Source organism: Capnocytophaga sp. oral taxon 326 str. F0382 (assembly GCF_000318295.1).
Classification (GTDB): domain Bacteria; phylum Bacteroidota; class Bacteroidia; order Flavobacteriales; family Flavobacteriaceae; genus Capnocytophaga; species Capnocytophaga periodontitidis.
This window is the reverse complement of the sequence record NZ_KB291413.1, coordinates 123,708-137,974: the sequence shown is the minus strand read 5'-3', so window position 1 is coordinate 137,974 and position 14,267 is coordinate 123,708. Positions and strand designations below refer to the sequence as shown.

Sequence of the window (14,267 nt, the reverse complement as noted above, 5' to 3'; positions counted from 1 at the left end):
AACTATGTATCAGAAATATAAAAATATAGAATATGTAAAACCAAGTGGTTTGGAATTGAAAGACCGTTTGGTAGGTGTACAACGTGTTACTAAAGTAACTAAAGGTGGTCGCGCTTTCGGTTTCTCCGCTATCGTTGTAGTTGGCGACGAAAACGGAGTCGTAGGTCACGGGTTAGGTAAATCTAAAGAGGTTTCCGAAGCTATAGCTAAAGCTGTTGAAGACGCTAAGAAAAACTTAGTGCGTATCCCCCTCAACGGTACTACCTTGCCTCACGAACAAAAAGGAAAATACGGCGGTGCCCGTGTATTCCTACAACCCGCTACCGATGGTACTGGAGTTATTGCTGGTGGTGCAGTACGTGCCGTATTGGAATCCGTAGGTATCCATAACGTACTCTCTAAATCTCAAGGCTCTTCTAACCCTCACAACGTGGTCAAAGCTACTTTCGACGCTTTATTACAATTGCGTAGCGCTAAAACTGTCGCTGCTCAACGTGGCATCTCTTTAGAAAAATTGTTTAAAGGTTAATTTATATAGCTATGGCAAAAATTAAAGTAACTCAAATTAAAAGTAGCATCAAACGCCCTAAAGACCAAAAACTTACTCTCGAAGCTTTAGGTCTTACTCGTATCGGTAGAACCGTCGAACACGACGCTACACCAAGCATCCTTGGTATGATCAATAAGGTAAAACACTTAATTTCTGTAGAAGAAGTTAAATAATATTTTTATACAAAGTTATGAACTTGAGTAATTTACAACCCGCACAGGGTTCAATTCACAGAGAAGGGAAGCGCGTAGGTCGCGGTCAAGGTTCTGGTAAAGGAGGAACTTCTACCCGCGGTCACAAAGGAGCTAAATCTCGTTCTGGCTTTTCTAATAAGATTGGCTTCGAAGGTGGTCAAATGCCCCTACAACGACGCGTACCAAAATTCGGTTTCAAAAACTTTAACCGTAAAGAATACGTCGGTATCAACTTAGGTCGTATCCAAGAACTCGTTGATAACGGTAAAATTACCGATAAAGTTGACCTCGAAACCTTAGTTCAACTAAACCTCGCTAAAAAAACCGACTTGGTCAAAATTTTAGGAGGTGGAGAACTAAAATCTAAATTAAAAATATCTGTTCATAAGTTTACTGCAAGTGCTAAAGCCGCTATCGAAGCTGCTGGTGGCGAAGCAGTAACCTTGTAATATTCAATTTATGAAGAAGTTTATCGAGAACCTGACCAATATTTGGAAAATTGAAGAGTTAAAAAATAGAATCATTTTAACTCTCGGAATTTTGTTAGTTTATCGCTTCGGAGCTCACATCGTCCTCCCTGGTATCGACTCCGCTCAATTACACGAGTTGTCTACCAAAACCTCTGGCGGTGGTCTCCTCGACATCCTCAACGCTTTTACTGGTGGCGCTTTCTCCAATGCCTCAGTATTCGCACTCGGGATTATGCCCTACATCTCAGCTTCTATCGTCGTTCAGTTGATGGGAATCGCTATTCCTTATCTCCAAAAACTACAAAAAGAAGGTGAAAGCGGACGCCGAAAGATAAACCAAATCACTCGATGGCTTACTATTGCAATATGTATTGTACAAGCACCCGTATACCTATACGGTATCAATAGATTAGGAGTCCCTGATTCTGCCTTCCTTTTAGGCAAGGGACTCTCTTTTATCGTACCCGCGGTGCTTATCTTAGTAACAGGAACTATTTTCGCAATGTGGTTAGGTGAAAAAATCACCGATAAAGGAATTGGTAACGGTATCTCCCTACTCATTATGGTAGGTATCATCGCTCGCCTCCCTCGCGCATTCCTCTCCGAAACCGCTTCTCGACTTACCGGTACTGGTGGACCTCTGTTAATTCTCATCGAGATAATCCTTTGGTTCGTGATCATCCTGCTCTGTATCTATCTGATCAAAGCAGTACGACAAATCCCAGTACAGTACGCCCGTAGAACAGCCGACGGAGGAACTGCTAACGAGAGAAATATCTTCGGCGCTCGCCAATACATTCCTTTAAAACTTAACGCTGCAGGGGTAATGCCTATCATCTTCGCTCAAGCCTTGATGTTTATCCCAGCCACTGTAGCCGGATTATCACAATCCGAATTTGCCAAAAGTGTTCAAGCAGCCTTCTCCAACGTCTTCGGATTTTGGTACAACCTGCTCTTTGCAGCTATGATTATACTATTCACGTATTTCTACACTGCAATCACAGTGCCTACTAACAAAATGGCCGACGACCTAAAACGTAGCGGAGGTTTCATCCCAGGTATACGCCCAGGTAAAGAAACGGGCGACTATTTAGACAAAATTATGTCGCTCATCACATTCCCTGGCTCTATATGTATAGCCTTGGTAGCTATCTTCCCTTCACTGCTCAAAATTATCGGTATGCAAGACCAATGGGCATTGTTCTACGGAGGTACTTCACTACTCATCTTAGTAGGGGTTGCTATTGATACTATGCAACAAGTAAATTCATATCTGCTCAATCGCCATTATGATGGTTTGATGAAAACAGGTAAAAATAGAAAAGTATCTTAATTAAAATTTATGGCTAAACAAGCAGCAATTGAACAAGACGGAACTATTGTAGAAGCACTGTCTAATGCAATGTTCAGAGTGGAGTTAGACAATGGGCACGTAGTCATCGCACACATCTCAGGAAAAATGCGTATGCATTACATCAAACTACTCCCAGGTGATAAAGTAAAACTCGAAATGAGCCCTTACGACCTAAGTAAAGCTCGCATCACCTACCGTTATTAGTTTTAATTAAGAGAATTCTTCCAATATTTTGGTTGATAATTTCTCACAGATACAACCCTTTTAGTTATATCTGTGAGAAATTACAATCATAAAATAAGAATTTTTTATTTGTGGTATTTTTAGCGTAAAACATTTGTATTCAAAATGTTGAATACAAAAATTACGCTCAAAAAAACGAGTGAACTAAATGCAAAATGAAATTTTTGTACACTAAAAATGTGGCTATTACAAAAAAAAATTGTAGTTTTGCGCACTCTATTGATATAAACAAAACAAAATGAAAGTTAGAGCATCAATTAAAAAAAGAAGTTCCGAGTGCATCATTGTGCGCAGGAAAGGACGATTGTACGTAATTAACAAGAAAAATCCTAAATTTAAACAACGACAAGGATAATTATGGCACGAATTGCAGGTATTGACTTACCAAAAAACAAAAGAGGGGTTATTGGTTTAACCTACATTTTTGGTATTGGAAAAAGTAGAGCTAAAGAAATATTAAGTAGAGCTCAAGTAAACGAAGACACTAAAGTAAACGAATGGAATGACGACGAAATCAGCCGCATTCGCGAAATCGTTGCGTCTTACAAAATCGAAGGAGAATTGCGCTCCGAAATCCAATTAAACATCAAACGTTTGATGGACATCGGTTGTTACCGCGGTATCCGCCACCGTAACGGATTACCTTTGCGCGGTCAAAAAACTAAAAACAATTCTCGTACAAGAAAAGGTAAAAGAAAAACTGTTGCGAACAAGAAAAAAGCAACTAAATAATAAGTAGTAGAGTATGGCAAAACAAAATGCAAAAAATGCAAAAGTCTCTAAAAAGAGAAAAGTAGTCGTTGAGTCTGTTGGCGAAGCTCACGTTTCAGCTACTTTCAACAACGTTATCATTTCTCTTACCAATAAAAAAGGAGATGTAATTGCTTGGTCGTCAGCAGGTAAAATGGGCTTCAGAGGCTCTAAGAAAAATACCCCTTACGCCGCACAAGTAGCCGCCGAAGATGCTGCTAAAGTAGCTTTCGACGCCGGTCTTAAAAAAGTAAAAGTATACGTAAAAGGTCCAGGTAACGGTAGAGAATCCGCTATCCGCACTATCCACAACGCTGGTATCGAAGTAACCGAAATTATCGACGTTACTCCCCTTCCTCACAACGGATGCCGCCCTCCTAAAAAACGTAGAGTATAATTTAATATAACAAGTAAGAAAGGTGAGTTGTTATCGAAGGAATGCCTTAATTCATAACTGCCTTTCATTTTAAACAATTCAAAATGGCAAGATATACAGGACCAAAAACTAAAATAGCTCGTAAATTTGGTGAAGCTATCTTCGGAGATGATAAATCTTTTGAAAGAAAAAACTATCCTCCCGGACAACACGGCTTGGCTCGCCGTAGAGCAAAACGCTCTGAATACGCCACCCAGCTACAAGAAAAACAAAAAGCTAAATATACTTATGGAATCCTCGAAAAACAATTCCATAACCTATATGAAAAAGCTAAAAGAAGTAAACACATCACCGGTGAGGTGCTTCTTCAACTTTGCGAATCTCGCTTAGACAACGTCGTATACCGTATGGGTATCGCTCCTACTCGTAGCGCCGCACGCCAATTGGTGTCTCACCGCCACATCACCGTAAACGGAGAAATCGTAAATATCCCATCTTACTCACTTAAACCTGGCGATGTAGTAGGCGTTCGCGAAAAATCAAAATCTTTAAGCGTGATCGAAAATTCATTGGCTGCTCACAGCACCGTATACGAATGGATCACTTGGAACCCTGAAAAATTAGAAGGTACTTTCGTAGCTGTACCTCAACGTATTCAGATTCCTGAAAATATTAAAGAACAGTTAATCGTAGAGTTGTACTCTAAATAATAAATAAAAAAGACAGCAGTCAAAATATGGCATTATTTAACTTTCAAAAACCAGATAAAGTTATAATGATTGAATCATCTGATTTCGAAGGGCGATTTGAATTTCGCCCTTTGGAACCAGGATATGGTTTAACTATAGGTAACGCATTGCGCAGAGTTATGCTCTCCTCCCTCGAAGGTTTCGCTATTACCTCTGTGAAATTTGATAAAGTAGACCACGAATTTTCTACTATACCAGGCGTGAGAGAAGACGTAACCGAAATCATTCTCAACTTGAAACAAGTTCGCTTCAAACGCCAAGTCGAAGATGTAGAAAATGAAACAGTTACCATTACTGTTTCTGGTAAAAAACAATTGACTGCCGGTGATTTTCAAAAAACTCTTTCAGGTTTTCAAGTGCTAAACCCCGATTTGGTGATTTGCAATATGGAAACTTCCGCCGCCTTTACTATGGAAATTACCATTGAAAAAGGTCGTGGATACGTGTCCGCCGAAGAAAACGCAAAACCAAACGCCGCTATAGGAGTCATCGCTACCGATTCAATCTTTACTCCTATCAAAAACGTGAAATACACCGTTGAAAATTATCGTGTTGAACAAAAAACTGACTACGAAAAATTAGTCTTCGAAATTAAAACCGACGGTTCCATCCACCCTAAACAAGCCCTTACTGAAGCCGCTAAAACCCTCATCCATCACTTTATGCTCTTCTCCGACGAGAGAATTACCCTCGAAGCCGATGAAGTAGCCCAAACCGATGCTTACGACGAAGAATCATTACACATGCGTCAGTTGCTCAAAACTAAATTGGTAGATATGGACCTTTCAGTGCGCGCTCTCAACTGCTTGAAAGCCGCCGAAGTAGAAACATTAGGCGACTTAGTATCATTCAACAAAGCCGATTTGATGAAATTTAGAAACTTCGGTAAAAAATCCCTCATCGAACTCGACGAATTAGTGGCTAACAAAGGTTTGGTGTTCGGTATGGATACCTCAAAGTATAAATTGGATAAAGATTAACTCGCTCTTGCGATATTTTAACTAAGGAAAAATGAGACACGGAAATAAAATTAATCATTTAGGAAGAAAATCTGCTCATAGAAATTCAATGCTCGCCAATATGGCTTGCTCTCTTATCGAGCATAAACGAATCAATACTACCTTGGCAAAAGCAAAAGCTCTAAAACTTTTTGTAGAGCCATTGGTAACTAAATCTAAAGAAGATACTACTCATAATCGTCGTATCGCTTTTAGTAAATTGCGCAACAAATACGCTGTAACCGAGCTCTTCAAAGAAGTAGCAGTAAAAGTAGGCGACCGCCCAGGTGGATACACTCGTATCATCAAATTAGGAAATCGTTTAGGCGATAACGCCGAAATGGCTATGATTGAGTTCGTAGACTACAACACTACTTACAACGTAGCTAATAAAGCAGCTAAAAAGAAAACTACTCGTCGTGGTAGAAAAAAAGCAACTGAAGAAACTGCAACTGAAGCAAAAGCTGAAGTTAAATCTGAAGTAAAGTCTCAGGTTAAATCTGAAGCAAAATCTGAGGTTAAAGCTGAAACAGCTGAATAATTGCAATTATTTAAGTTAATAAAAATAAGGAGGTTTGCCACGGCAAGCCTCTTTCGTTTTCTAAATAAATTTGGCAGAATAGATTATATTTCATACCTTTGCCCAATTAATGACTTAAAAATGAAATCACTAATGAAAAAAATCGTCTTGAGCTTAGCTGTTATAGCAAGCATTGCACTCGTGAGTTGTAACAATACAAACACTCAACAAAGTACTGAAACAACTACCCCTACTACCGAGCAAACTACTGCACCTGAAGCTACTCAAGCATCTACTTTTGCTTACTCAGTTGATCCTACTTCAGTAGTAGAATGGGTAGGTAGCAAACCTGCAGGCAAACACAATGGTACCGTAAATGTTACCAAAGGCGGTGTAAATGTAGAGAATGGTGCTATTACCAAAGCTGAGTTCGTGTTGGATATGAATACTATCACAGTACTCGACCTCCAAGCAGGCAAAGGTAAAGAAGACCTTGAAGCTCACCTTAAAGGTACTGATCCTGAAAAAGTAGACCACTTTTTCAATGTGAAAGATTTCCCAACAGCTTCTTTTGTATTCAAGAAATTCGATGGTAAAAACCTTACTGGTGACCTTACTATCAAAGGTAAAACTAAAGAAGTGTCTTTCCCTGCTACTGTTACTGTTACCGATAACGAAGTGAGCATCGTTTCTCAACCCTTCAAAATCAATCGTGTAGATTTTGGAGTGAACTATGGTTCTAAATCAGTGTTTGATGATTTAAAAGATAAATTCATCAACGATGATGTAGAGTTAGTAGTAAAAGCTAAGGCTACCAAGTAAAAATTCTTTTCATAAATAAAAGGCAGTTGCTACCAACTGCCTTTTTCTATTATTCTTATGGTTGAACCTATTTCTATAATTATTATCCTTACTACGCTGGCACTTTCAGCCTTCTTTTCGGGCTTTGAAATAGCATACGTATCGTCTAACAAAGTACACTTAGAAATCCTCAAAAAACAAGAGGGTGTGATTGCCAACGTGCTTACTAAACTCACTCGAAAGCCCTCTAAACTATTGGCTACTATGCTCGTGGGTAACAATGTGGCTTTGGTAGTCTACGGTTTTGAAATGGGCAAGGTGATGACTGCCCTCTTGCCCGAATTCTTCCAAAATGTGCTTTGGCATACTATAATCTCTACCCTTATCATCCTCATTACAGCAGAGTTTATGCCTAAAGTATTCTGCCAAATTTATGCTAATCAGTTGTTGAAAATATTTGCTATTCCTGCTTATTTTTTCTACCTACTGTTTTATCCGCTTTCCAGCTTTGTAATGTGGATTTCCGATTTTGTACTGCGTGTATTCTTCAAAACAAAAGGTGATTACGTGCCTCTTTCATTCACTAAAGTAGAATTAGTAGACTACATCTCTGAACAACTGGAAAATGTGCCTAAAAAAGAAGAAATGGATAGTGAAGTGCAGATGTTCCAAAACGCTTTAGAGTTTTCGGGAGTAAAAGCGCGTGAGATAATGATACCCCGCACCGAAATAGTAGCTGTAGAACTCAACGAATCTATTGAAAATCTGATTGCTACTTTTGTCTCTTCGGGATTTTCTAAAATATTGATATACAACGAAAATATCGATGATATTTTGGGCTATGTACACTCGTTTGATATGTTCAAGAAACCTAAAAATATCAAAGAGGTACTCATTCCTATCGTGAATATCCCTGAAACTATTCAAATAAACGAAGTGTTGAATCTCCTTACCCGTAAGCGCAAAAGTATGGCTGTAGTACTCGATGAATATGGCGGTACTTCAGGGATTGTAACCTTAGAAGATATTGTAGAAGAACTCTTTGGCGAAATTGAAGACGAACACGACAAAGATAAGTTTATAGAGGAACAACTATCGGAAACTGAATACCTATTTTCAGCGCGTTTAGAGGTGGAATACCTCAATGAGACATATCATTTAGAAATTCCTGAAAGTGAAGAATACGAGACCTTAGGAGGCTTTATTGTGCTTCACAATGAAGGAATCCCTACCCAAGGTGAAAAGATAGAAATTTCTCCATTTACTTTTGTAATTGAAGCTTGTTCCCAAACCAAAATAGAAACTGTAAGATTGATAGTAAACAACGAATAATTATCAATTGTTATCAATTGTTATCAATTAAAAAAAGACTCTCCCTTTCGGAAGAGCCTTTTTTCACAATGCATATAAATACTACTACTAACTCCAAAATTAATACTTTTAAGCTAATAAAAATTTTATGAACTTAAAAGTATTTGTTTTTTCCATAAAATTTTGTCCTATAAATAGCTTAATAAATGATCTTTTTCAGTAATTTAATTTTTTTCAATTTCTGCTTTAATGATAATGTTTCTTATAGTAAGCAATTTTGATTAACAATTAGCAATCTCTGTTTCTCAAAATCTTGTTTTCAATGAAATAATCTTTATCTAACAATGTTTCTTATAGCAATTTTTCAGTAATTTTGTTTAATTCAGTTTTTTCAAGCAATTTTCAGTATAATCATTTATTATGATTTAAATGCACTTGTAAGCTTTACTAACATCCCGTCTGTCAAACTTACGCTTACTATATAGAAAATAGTGTGCCAAAAATGAAATACCTGTCTATTTTACCTCTAAGTTGCTTATTGTCAGTGTTAAATAAAAAATCGATACTTCGTTCCAAAAAATAAAATTACAGTTTTTTGTATATACGCTATACGGAATCTTTGTATAACTTTCTCATTTTATACGTTGTTAGCTCATACTTCTTCTCTTAAAAATCTACGGTTACTCCTAATTTTTCAGCAATAATGCGATTGATATACTCTGAAAGAGCGGGGATTTTCACGCTTTCTAATACGGTATTTGCAAAAGCATAAGTGAGTAGGGCAGAGGCTTCTTTTTTGCCTATCCCACGTGTTTGCAGATAGAATAAGGAGTCTGCACTGAGAGAGCCTACAGTACAACCGTGTGAGCACTTCACATCATCAGCGAAGATTTCGAGTTGGGGCTTGGTGTATACTGTTGCCTTATCGGAGAGGAGAATGTTGTCATTCTGCTGATAAGCATTCGTTTTCTGGGCGATTTGCTCTACCATTATCTTACCATTGAACACATTGGTGGCTTCATCACTTACGATACTCTTATAATCTTGATGACTCTCGCAGTTAGGGTAAGCGTGGTTTACTAGCGTATAATGGTCGGTGTGTTGTGTGCCTTTGAGAATGCTCAACCCTTTGAGGGTAGATTCTAAATACTCGCCTTGGTGATAGAAATTGAGGTTGTTGCGAGTGAGTGTGCCCCCAAACGAGAAAGTATGTACGCTGGCGTGGCTATTTGCTTCTTGCGAAATATAGGTGTTATCGATAAGGGAAGCTGTCAGACTATCGTTTTGCAATTTGTAATAGTCGAGGAAAGCCTCTTTGGCTACAAAAGCCTCGGTTACTGCATTGGTAAGGATTGCCGTAGCTGTATCCGATAAGTTTTGGTGTACTTCAATGACTTTGAGCTGTGCATTCTCTCCCACTGCAATAATATTGCGCGGCTGATAGCAAGTGGTTTCTTTTCTGTCGTTGAAATACAACAATTGTATGGGTTTATCTACTATTTTTCCTTTAGGTACTTCTATATAGAGCCCTTCTGAGGTAAAAGCCGTGTTGAGAGCTGTGAATATATCGCCTTTTTCGGTATTGGTGTTGAAATATTTTTTGATAAAGGCTTCTCCTCCCTTGTGCAGCGCCTCTAATAGGGGCGTAATGGTAGCACCTACAATCTCTTTGCTCGATATTTCGGGGCAGTAATAGCCGTTTACAAACACAAGCTGATAGCAATCCGCGATAGCGTACTTGTGTAACACTTCGGGAGAGAGGGTTGTTTTATTGTGAATAGGTTGCCACAAGCTGTAATCAGTAGCTTGGAGGTTAGAGAGTGAGGTGTATTTCCACGCTTCTACTTTTTTATGTGGGAAACCTTTTTCGGCAAAGAAACTAAGGGCTTCTTTGCGAATATCTTTTAATATATCGTCTTTATGTGGGAACGCCTCAAAGGCAGCAACCCATTTTTCTTTTAAATTCATCTTTTTAATTTTTTAATTCACTTGGTAAGGGTATTGCGTATAACTTCTTGCAATTTGTGGCATAGCTTGCTGTAGGGTCAAGACCGAAAATTGTAAGGATTTCATCTTTGATAGCCTTGTTGAAAGGTGCGCGCAAATCTCTATCACACCAGCGTAAGTCCTCTCCACTGAGCATTTGTGCTAATCGATGTTTTCTATACATCTGTGGTGAAATACCATTTCCTCTATTGTTATAATCTAAATTATCGGTGAGTGTTTTGAGTTTTTTGGCTCTTTCATCAAAGGCGGCTTCACTCATTCCTAATTGTATCAATCCCCATTGCAAAAAATATTTAGGACCGCCGTATAACATAAATCCATCATCTTCAAAGTTGATAGGGAAGTCGTATTCTTCATCGGGGATAGGAGCGTTGCCTATAATTTCGTATTCGCCATAGAACAAATTGTTGTCCATCATCACGTTAGAGGGCATTGTTTTTTGCTGTTGCAATACTTCTATAGCTACATTTTTAGTATCGGAAGCATATACAAAGAACTGTATCATCACAGGTCGACCGAAAAGAAATCTCCAAAAATGGTTTTCGGGGATAATATTTTCTTTTTGAACCTTATAGATATCTAAAACCACTCTGCCAAATCCGTATTGGGTGCGATTGAGCTTAAAGCAGAAAATATCACCTTTTTTGAATTTTACGTGTTTGCGTTTCTGTTGTTTAAATTCGGCTATTTCCTCTAAATGATTTGCTGGTGATTGAGCTATAAAATCAGCTATTTGCTGTGGGATAGAGGTTTGCTTTCTATCGGAAGGCTTTTCCCAAAAAGTGTCGTAAAAAGTGATTTCGGAGGTGTGGCTCGTTATTGCCAACCGGTCATTTTTGATTTCTACCCACACGCCAATAGGGGTGCGTTTTTCAAAATGATTGGCTTGCAAAGGCACTTCTTTACCTTTTTGGGTTTTAGGTAACAATATTTTGCGGTTGCGTGTCGCTTCCTCGTATTGTTTTTCAATATACTTTTCCTTTGAGGAGATGATTTGCCTTTTGATGATATCGCCGTCAAAATACAATATGCTCTCAGGACGGTGTTTGTCGCCTGCCAATAAAACCCTATCCCAATGAGGTAATATAGGATCTAAGCCTACGTATTTGCGTTGTTCGTTATTGAGTTCAAACATACCGATTTGTCAATTTGTCAATTTGCTAATTAGCAAATTGGCTAATTTTCTAATTTACTAATGAGCCAATGGTATATAGGATTACTTTGTTTATCTACTTCAGTATATCCTCCTATCAGTTGACCGTTGTGGTAGTTGAGTTCGTCAATATCGCTTACTAAAAACTCTTCTACCTCATCTTGATAAGGTTCAAAACCTTTGAAAATGATTTCGTCTTCCACTGTGAGGGTACTGACATCAAAAATGTAATGCCGATTGCAGTACATATCGGTAATCAGTATTTTGTCACCTTTGAAAGGTTGTGCTACGGCTCCCCAATCCTCGGAGAAATGGTGCTTTTTGAGCGTTTTTAGCGATGGATAACTCATTACATAGAGCTCTGCCTCGTAGAAATTGGTGAATACAGCTTCTTTTTCACTGAGCATACAGCAGAAATCTACATCATTAGGCAATTGTTTGGTGACTTTTAGTTTTTCGTTTTCAAAAGATAGCAGATAGCTCATACAGCCGTCTTGTCCGCCATAGAAAGTGATAACTACCTTGTTGTTAGGTAATGCTTTCAGCTCTATATTAGCATCGTAGATTTCGTCGTCCATAGGCATAGACACCAATACCTTCCCTTGTAAATCATACACCCATACGGTGATGTGTTCAGCATCGTGGCGCTGGGCAAGCCAAATTTGCTGGCGATCTATCGCTAATAAAGCCCCAACAATAGGTTTATTTATTTCCCAAAGCAGTTCTTTTTCAAAAGTGTAGAGCGAAAATCCTTCTGACTCATTGCATACGCCTATTTGCCGATGTTCATAGTCAATAGCAAAGATGTCTTTTCTTTTTAAGAACTGAAATGTCTCAGGCAACAAAGGGTTTGTTAAGGTTTCTGTGTATTTTTCAATAAGCATAACCGTAATTCATCATTATCCTTTCAACCAATCATAACCTTTGGCTTCCAATTCTAAGGCGAGGTTTTTGTCGCCTGTTTTTACGATTTTACCATCGGAAAGCACGTGAACATAATCGGGGACGATGTAGTCTAAGAGGCGTTGGTAGTGGGTGATAACGAGCACTGCATTGTTTTCGTTTTTGAGTTTGTTCACCCCATTAGCGACAATGCGGAGGGCATCAATATCGAGACCAGAATCGGTTTCGTCGAGGATAGCAATTTTGGGTTCGAGCATTGCCATTTGGAAGATTTCGTTGCGTTTTTTCTCACCGCCAGAGAATCCTTGGTTGAGGGAGCGAGAGAGGAAGTCGGGGTTTATTTCTAAAAGGGCTGCTTTTTCGCGTATTTTTTTGAGGAGTTCGGCAGCAGGCATATCGGGGAGTCCTTTTGCTTTGCGGCTCTCGTTGATAGCTGTTTTGATGAAGTTGGTTACTGATATTCCAGGGATTTCCACGGGGTATTGGAAAGACATGAAGATGCCTTTGTGAGCGCGCTCTTCGGGGGCATCTTCTAACAGACTTTCGCCTTCTAAGAGGATATCACCCTCGGTTACCTCGAAGTTTTCGTTGCCTGCAATCACCGAAGAGAGGGTAGATTTTCCGGCTCCGTTAGGTCCCATAATAGCGTGAACTTCACCTGCTTTTATTTCTAAGTCAATCCCCTTGAGGATTTCTTTGCCGTCCACACCAGCGTGGAGATTTTTTATTATTAACATTTTAATTGAGTTTAGCGTTAAGGGCGCAAAGTTCCGATATTATTTTGAATTATGCAAAATTAGCTACTTATTTCTCATTGTGTATTGCGTCGCAAAGGCGGAATATCAGTATTTGTTTTATAGATAGGAAAGAAGCTTCGTCTTGCCAAGTTTGGGCGTATTGGTGCAGGCGTTCTGCTCCTTCGTCCCAATCTTCATTGTTTAACAAGCACTCGGTTACATATCCGCTTTTTGTACGTGCTACAAAACATTTTAGCGACTGGATACGGTATTCGGTAGTGAAATTTTGAGGCAGAATGTCTATCAAAAGGTTGTAGAAATCTCTTTCATTGGGAGGCGTTTGCCATTTTCCTAACAAATATAGGTTGCCTATAGAGGTATGCCAATGATAATTGTCCCGATAGATATCGCAACCTTTATCAAAAAGGCAACCCAAGCTATTGATGATGGTTTGGAATGTAGTAGAAAGGTAATTTTCTATGAATGAATCTATCTTTTCCTCATCGGTATCACCAAAACCTGCTATATTATCCAAAATTCCTTGTGGGAAAAATCCATCCTCTAAATAAGTGCCTATATGCATTGGCAACACACTTTTATGAATATCGGGGGTGATAGGGATAGGATCAAGCTCAATACGCATTTTGTCGCCTATTCGTATCATAAGATTAGGCAAATCAGGAGAGGCGTCATAGCCTTGATCTCTTATCTGTTTAGAAAGTTCTAAAAGTATTATTTCTTCCATAATATCTAAATTTTATTAGCTTAGTTTCTCTAAAAACTCTAAAAAACTACTTGCTACTTTGCGCCATTTCCACTCACCTGCACCGTGGGGAGCTTTGTAGATAGGCGCATCGTTGCCGTCACTTTTGGAAAGGTTGAGTATATAAGGGTCGGCATCTTTATCGGCGATTACGAGCCAATGGGCTTTCCAATCGGGAAAGAGTTCATCATTGGGACTACTGAAAGCATAACCGCATTGATGCTTTATTAAAGTATTAGCACCATACAGATTGATGCCCTTGAGGAAAGCATCATCGGCAGGCGAAAATCGTTCTAAGAAAGTGAGGTAGACAGCGAGCAGTTCCCAACGCGTTTTAATATTGTCAATAACTTGCTTTTAGTCATTTTTTTTAGTTTTCACTTTGCAT

19 protein-coding genes are annotated in these 14,267 nt (G+C 38.8%); 13 read left to right on the top strand and 6 right to left on the bottom strand.

Translation table 11 applies throughout. From position 1 onward, the window contains the following. The first annotated feature begins 4 nt into the window (after nucleotides 1-4). The 13 genes from rpsE to HMPREF9073_RS08320 all read left to right on the top strand — a co-directional run bounded on the left by rpsE (nucleotide 5) and on the right by HMPREF9073_RS08320 (nucleotide 8,337). The gene (gene rpsE / locus HMPREF9073_RS08380) at nucleotides 5-529 is read left to right on the top strand and encodes a 30S ribosomal protein S5 (protein ID WP_009750925.1); all 525 of its coding nucleotides are present in this window, start codon (nucleotides 5-7) and stop codon (nucleotides 527-529) included. An 11-nt stretch (nucleotides 530-540) separates the two neighbouring features. Continuing rightward, nucleotides 541-723 carry a 50S ribosomal protein L30 gene (gene rpmD / locus HMPREF9073_RS08375; RefSeq protein ID WP_002679387.1) on the top strand — a complete coding sequence of 61 codons (183 nt, stop codon included), beginning with the start codon at nucleotides 541-543 and terminating at the stop codon, nucleotides 721-723. A 17-nt stretch (nucleotides 724-740) separates the two neighbouring features. Continuing rightward, the gene (rplO, locus tag HMPREF9073_RS08370; RefSeq protein ID WP_009750924.1) at nucleotides 741-1,193 is read left to right on the top strand and encodes a 50S ribosomal protein L15; all 453 of its coding nucleotides are present in this window, start codon (nucleotides 741-743) and stop codon (nucleotides 1,191-1,193) included. A gap of 10 nt (nucleotides 1,194-1,203) precedes the next feature. Further along, nucleotides 1,204-2,547 carry a preprotein translocase subunit SecY gene (gene secY, locus HMPREF9073_RS08365; RefSeq protein ID WP_009750923.1) on the top strand — a complete coding sequence of 448 codons (1,344 nt, stop codon included), beginning with the start codon at nucleotides 1,204-1,206 and terminating at the stop codon, nucleotides 2,545-2,547. A gap of 9 nt (nucleotides 2,548-2,556) precedes the next feature. After that, entirely contained in the window at nucleotides 2,557-2,772 is a 216-nt protein-coding gene (gene infA, locus HMPREF9073_RS08360; protein ID WP_002675066.1) for a translation initiation factor IF-1, read from the top strand. Between the two features lie 277 nt (nucleotides 2,773-3,049). Beyond that, on the top strand, nucleotides 3,050-3,166 hold the full coding sequence (gene ykgO / locus HMPREF9073_RS08355; RefSeq protein WP_002676536.1) for a type B 50S ribosomal protein L36: 117 nt from the start codon (nucleotides 3,050-3,052) through the stop codon (nucleotides 3,164-3,166). Between the two features lie 2 nt (nucleotides 3,167-3,168). Beyond that, entirely contained in the window at nucleotides 3,169-3,543 is a 375-nt protein-coding gene (gene rpsM, locus HMPREF9073_RS08350; RefSeq protein WP_009750922.1) for a 30S ribosomal protein S13, read from the top strand. A 13-nt stretch (nucleotides 3,544-3,556) separates the two neighbouring features. Then, the gene (gene rpsK, locus HMPREF9073_RS08345) at nucleotides 3,557-3,958 is read left to right on the top strand and encodes a 30S ribosomal protein S11 (RefSeq protein WP_002679512.1); all 402 of its coding nucleotides are present in this window, start codon (nucleotides 3,557-3,559) and stop codon (nucleotides 3,956-3,958) included. Nucleotides 3,959-4,041: 83 nt separating this feature from the next. After that, a complete protein-coding gene (gene rpsD / locus HMPREF9073_RS08340) occupies nucleotides 4,042-4,647 on the top strand; it encodes a 30S ribosomal protein S4 (protein ID WP_009750921.1) in 606 nt (201 codons plus the stop codon). Nucleotides 4,648-4,673: 26 nt separating this feature from the next. Then, complete coding sequence (locus HMPREF9073_RS08335; protein WP_009750920.1) at nucleotides 4,674-5,666, top strand: DNA-directed RNA polymerase subunit alpha; 993 nt, start codon at nucleotides 4,674-4,676, stop codon at nucleotides 5,664-5,666. 31 nt (nucleotides 5,667-5,697) lie between these two features. Then, on the top strand, nucleotides 5,698-6,225 hold the full coding sequence (gene rplQ / locus HMPREF9073_RS08330) for a 50S ribosomal protein L17 (RefSeq protein WP_009750919.1): 528 nt from the start codon (nucleotides 5,698-5,700) through the stop codon (nucleotides 6,223-6,225). A gap of 132 nt (nucleotides 6,226-6,357) precedes the next feature. After that, on the top strand, nucleotides 6,358-7,026 hold the full coding sequence (locus tag HMPREF9073_RS08325) for a YceI family protein (protein ID WP_034555665.1): 669 nt from the start codon (nucleotides 6,358-6,360) through the stop codon (nucleotides 7,024-7,026). Between the two features lie 57 nt (nucleotides 7,027-7,083). Continuing rightward, nucleotides 7,084-8,337 carry a hemolysin family protein gene (locus HMPREF9073_RS08320; RefSeq protein WP_009750917.1) on the top strand — a complete coding sequence of 418 codons (1,254 nt, stop codon included), beginning with the start codon at nucleotides 7,084-7,086 and terminating at the stop codon, nucleotides 8,335-8,337. Nucleotides 8,338-8,982: 645 nt separating this feature from the next. Here HMPREF9073_RS08320 and sufD read toward each other — a convergent pair. The 6 genes from sufD to HMPREF9073_RS16575 all read right to left on the bottom strand — a co-directional run bounded on the left by sufD (nucleotide 8,983) and on the right by HMPREF9073_RS16575 (nucleotide 14,128). Next, nucleotides 8,983-10,284 carry a Fe-S cluster assembly protein SufD gene (sufD, locus tag HMPREF9073_RS08315; protein ID WP_009750916.1) on the bottom strand — a complete coding sequence of 434 codons (1,302 nt, stop codon included), beginning with the start codon at nucleotides 10,282-10,284 and terminating at the stop codon, nucleotides 8,983-8,985. Between the two features lie 4 nt (nucleotides 10,285-10,288). Next, nucleotides 10,289-11,458, bottom strand: a complete 1,170-nt coding sequence (locus HMPREF9073_RS08310) for an immunity 26/phosphotriesterase HocA family protein (RefSeq protein WP_009750915.1) — start codon at nucleotides 11,456-11,458, stop codon at nucleotides 10,289-10,291. A gap of 41 nt (nucleotides 11,459-11,499) precedes the next feature. Further along, on the bottom strand, nucleotides 11,500-12,360 hold the full coding sequence (locus tag HMPREF9073_RS08305; RefSeq protein ID WP_009750914.1) for a hypothetical protein: 861 nt from the start codon (nucleotides 12,358-12,360) through the stop codon (nucleotides 11,500-11,502). A 15-nt stretch (nucleotides 12,361-12,375) separates the two neighbouring features. Continuing rightward, on the bottom strand, nucleotides 12,376-13,116 hold the full coding sequence (sufC, locus tag HMPREF9073_RS08300; protein ID WP_009750913.1) for a Fe-S cluster assembly ATPase SufC: 741 nt from the start codon (nucleotides 13,114-13,116) through the stop codon (nucleotides 12,376-12,378). Nucleotides 13,117-13,183: 67 nt separating this feature from the next. After that, complete coding sequence (locus HMPREF9073_RS08295; RefSeq protein WP_009750912.1) at nucleotides 13,184-13,861, bottom strand: DUF6348 family protein; 678 nt, start codon at nucleotides 13,859-13,861, stop codon at nucleotides 13,184-13,186. Between the two features lie 15 nt (nucleotides 13,862-13,876). Then, entirely contained in the window at nucleotides 13,877-14,128 is a 252-nt protein-coding gene (locus HMPREF9073_RS16575; RefSeq protein ID WP_369699436.1) for an SMI1/KNR4 family protein, read from the bottom strand. Nucleotides 14,129-14,267: the final 139 nt, after the last annotated feature.

Bases quoted from the DNA above. Each gene is read 5' to 3' on its own strand.
- HMPREF9073_RS08295 (WP_009750912.1), bottom strand. From the start codon at position 13,861: ATGGAAGAAATAATACTTTTAGAACTTTCTAAACAGATAAGAGATCAA.
- HMPREF9073_RS08320 (WP_009750917.1), top strand. From the start codon at position 7,084: ATGGTTGAACCTATTTCTATAATTATTATCCTTACTACGCTGGCACTT.
- HMPREF9073_RS08305 (WP_009750914.1), bottom strand. From the start codon at position 12,360: ATGCTTATTGAAAAATACACAGAAACCTTAACAAACCCTTTGTTGCCT.
- ykgO (WP_002676536.1), top strand. From the start codon at position 3,050: ATGAAAGTTAGAGCATCAATTAAAAAAAGAAGTTCCGAGTGCATCATT.
- sufD (WP_009750916.1), bottom strand. From the start codon at position 10,284: ATGAATTTAAAAGAAAAATGGGTTGCTGCCTTTGAGGCGTTCCCACAT.
- HMPREF9073_RS08310 (WP_009750915.1), bottom strand. From the start codon at position 11,458: ATGTTTGAACTCAATAACGAACAACGCAAATACGTAGGCTTAGATCCT.
- rpsD (WP_009750921.1), top strand. From the start codon at position 4,042: ATGGCAAGATATACAGGACCAAAAACTAAAATAGCTCGTAAATTTGGT.
- secY (WP_009750923.1), top strand. From the start codon at position 1,204: ATGAAGAAGTTTATCGAGAACCTGACCAATATTTGGAAAATTGAAGAG.
- rplO (WP_009750924.1), top strand. From the start codon at position 741: ATGAACTTGAGTAATTTACAACCCGCACAGGGTTCAATTCACAGAGAA.
- rpsE (WP_009750925.1), top strand. From the start codon at position 5: ATGTATCAGAAATATAAAAATATAGAATATGTAAAACCAAGTGGTTTG.
- infA (WP_002675066.1), top strand. From the start codon at position 2,557: ATGGCTAAACAAGCAGCAATTGAACAAGACGGAACTATTGTAGAAGCA.
- HMPREF9073_RS08325 (WP_034555665.1), top strand. From the start codon at position 6,358: ATGAAAAAAATCGTCTTGAGCTTAGCTGTTATAGCAAGCATTGCACTC.
- rplQ (WP_009750919.1), top strand. From the start codon at position 5,698: ATGAGACACGGAAATAAAATTAATCATTTAGGAAGAAAATCTGCTCAT.
- rpsK (WP_002679512.1), top strand. From the start codon at position 3,557: ATGGCAAAACAAAATGCAAAAAATGCAAAAGTCTCTAAAAAGAGAAAA.
- sufC (WP_009750913.1), bottom strand. From the start codon at position 13,116: ATGTTAATAATAAAAAATCTCCACGCTGGTGTGGACGGCAAAGAAATC.
- rpmD (WP_002679387.1), top strand. From the start codon at position 541: ATGGCAAAAATTAAAGTAACTCAAATTAAAAGTAGCATCAAACGCCCT.
- rpsM (WP_009750922.1), top strand. From the start codon at position 3,169: ATGGCACGAATTGCAGGTATTGACTTACCAAAAAACAAAAGAGGGGTT.
- HMPREF9073_RS08335 (WP_009750920.1), top strand. From the start codon at position 4,674: ATGGCATTATTTAACTTTCAAAAACCAGATAAAGTTATAATGATTGAA.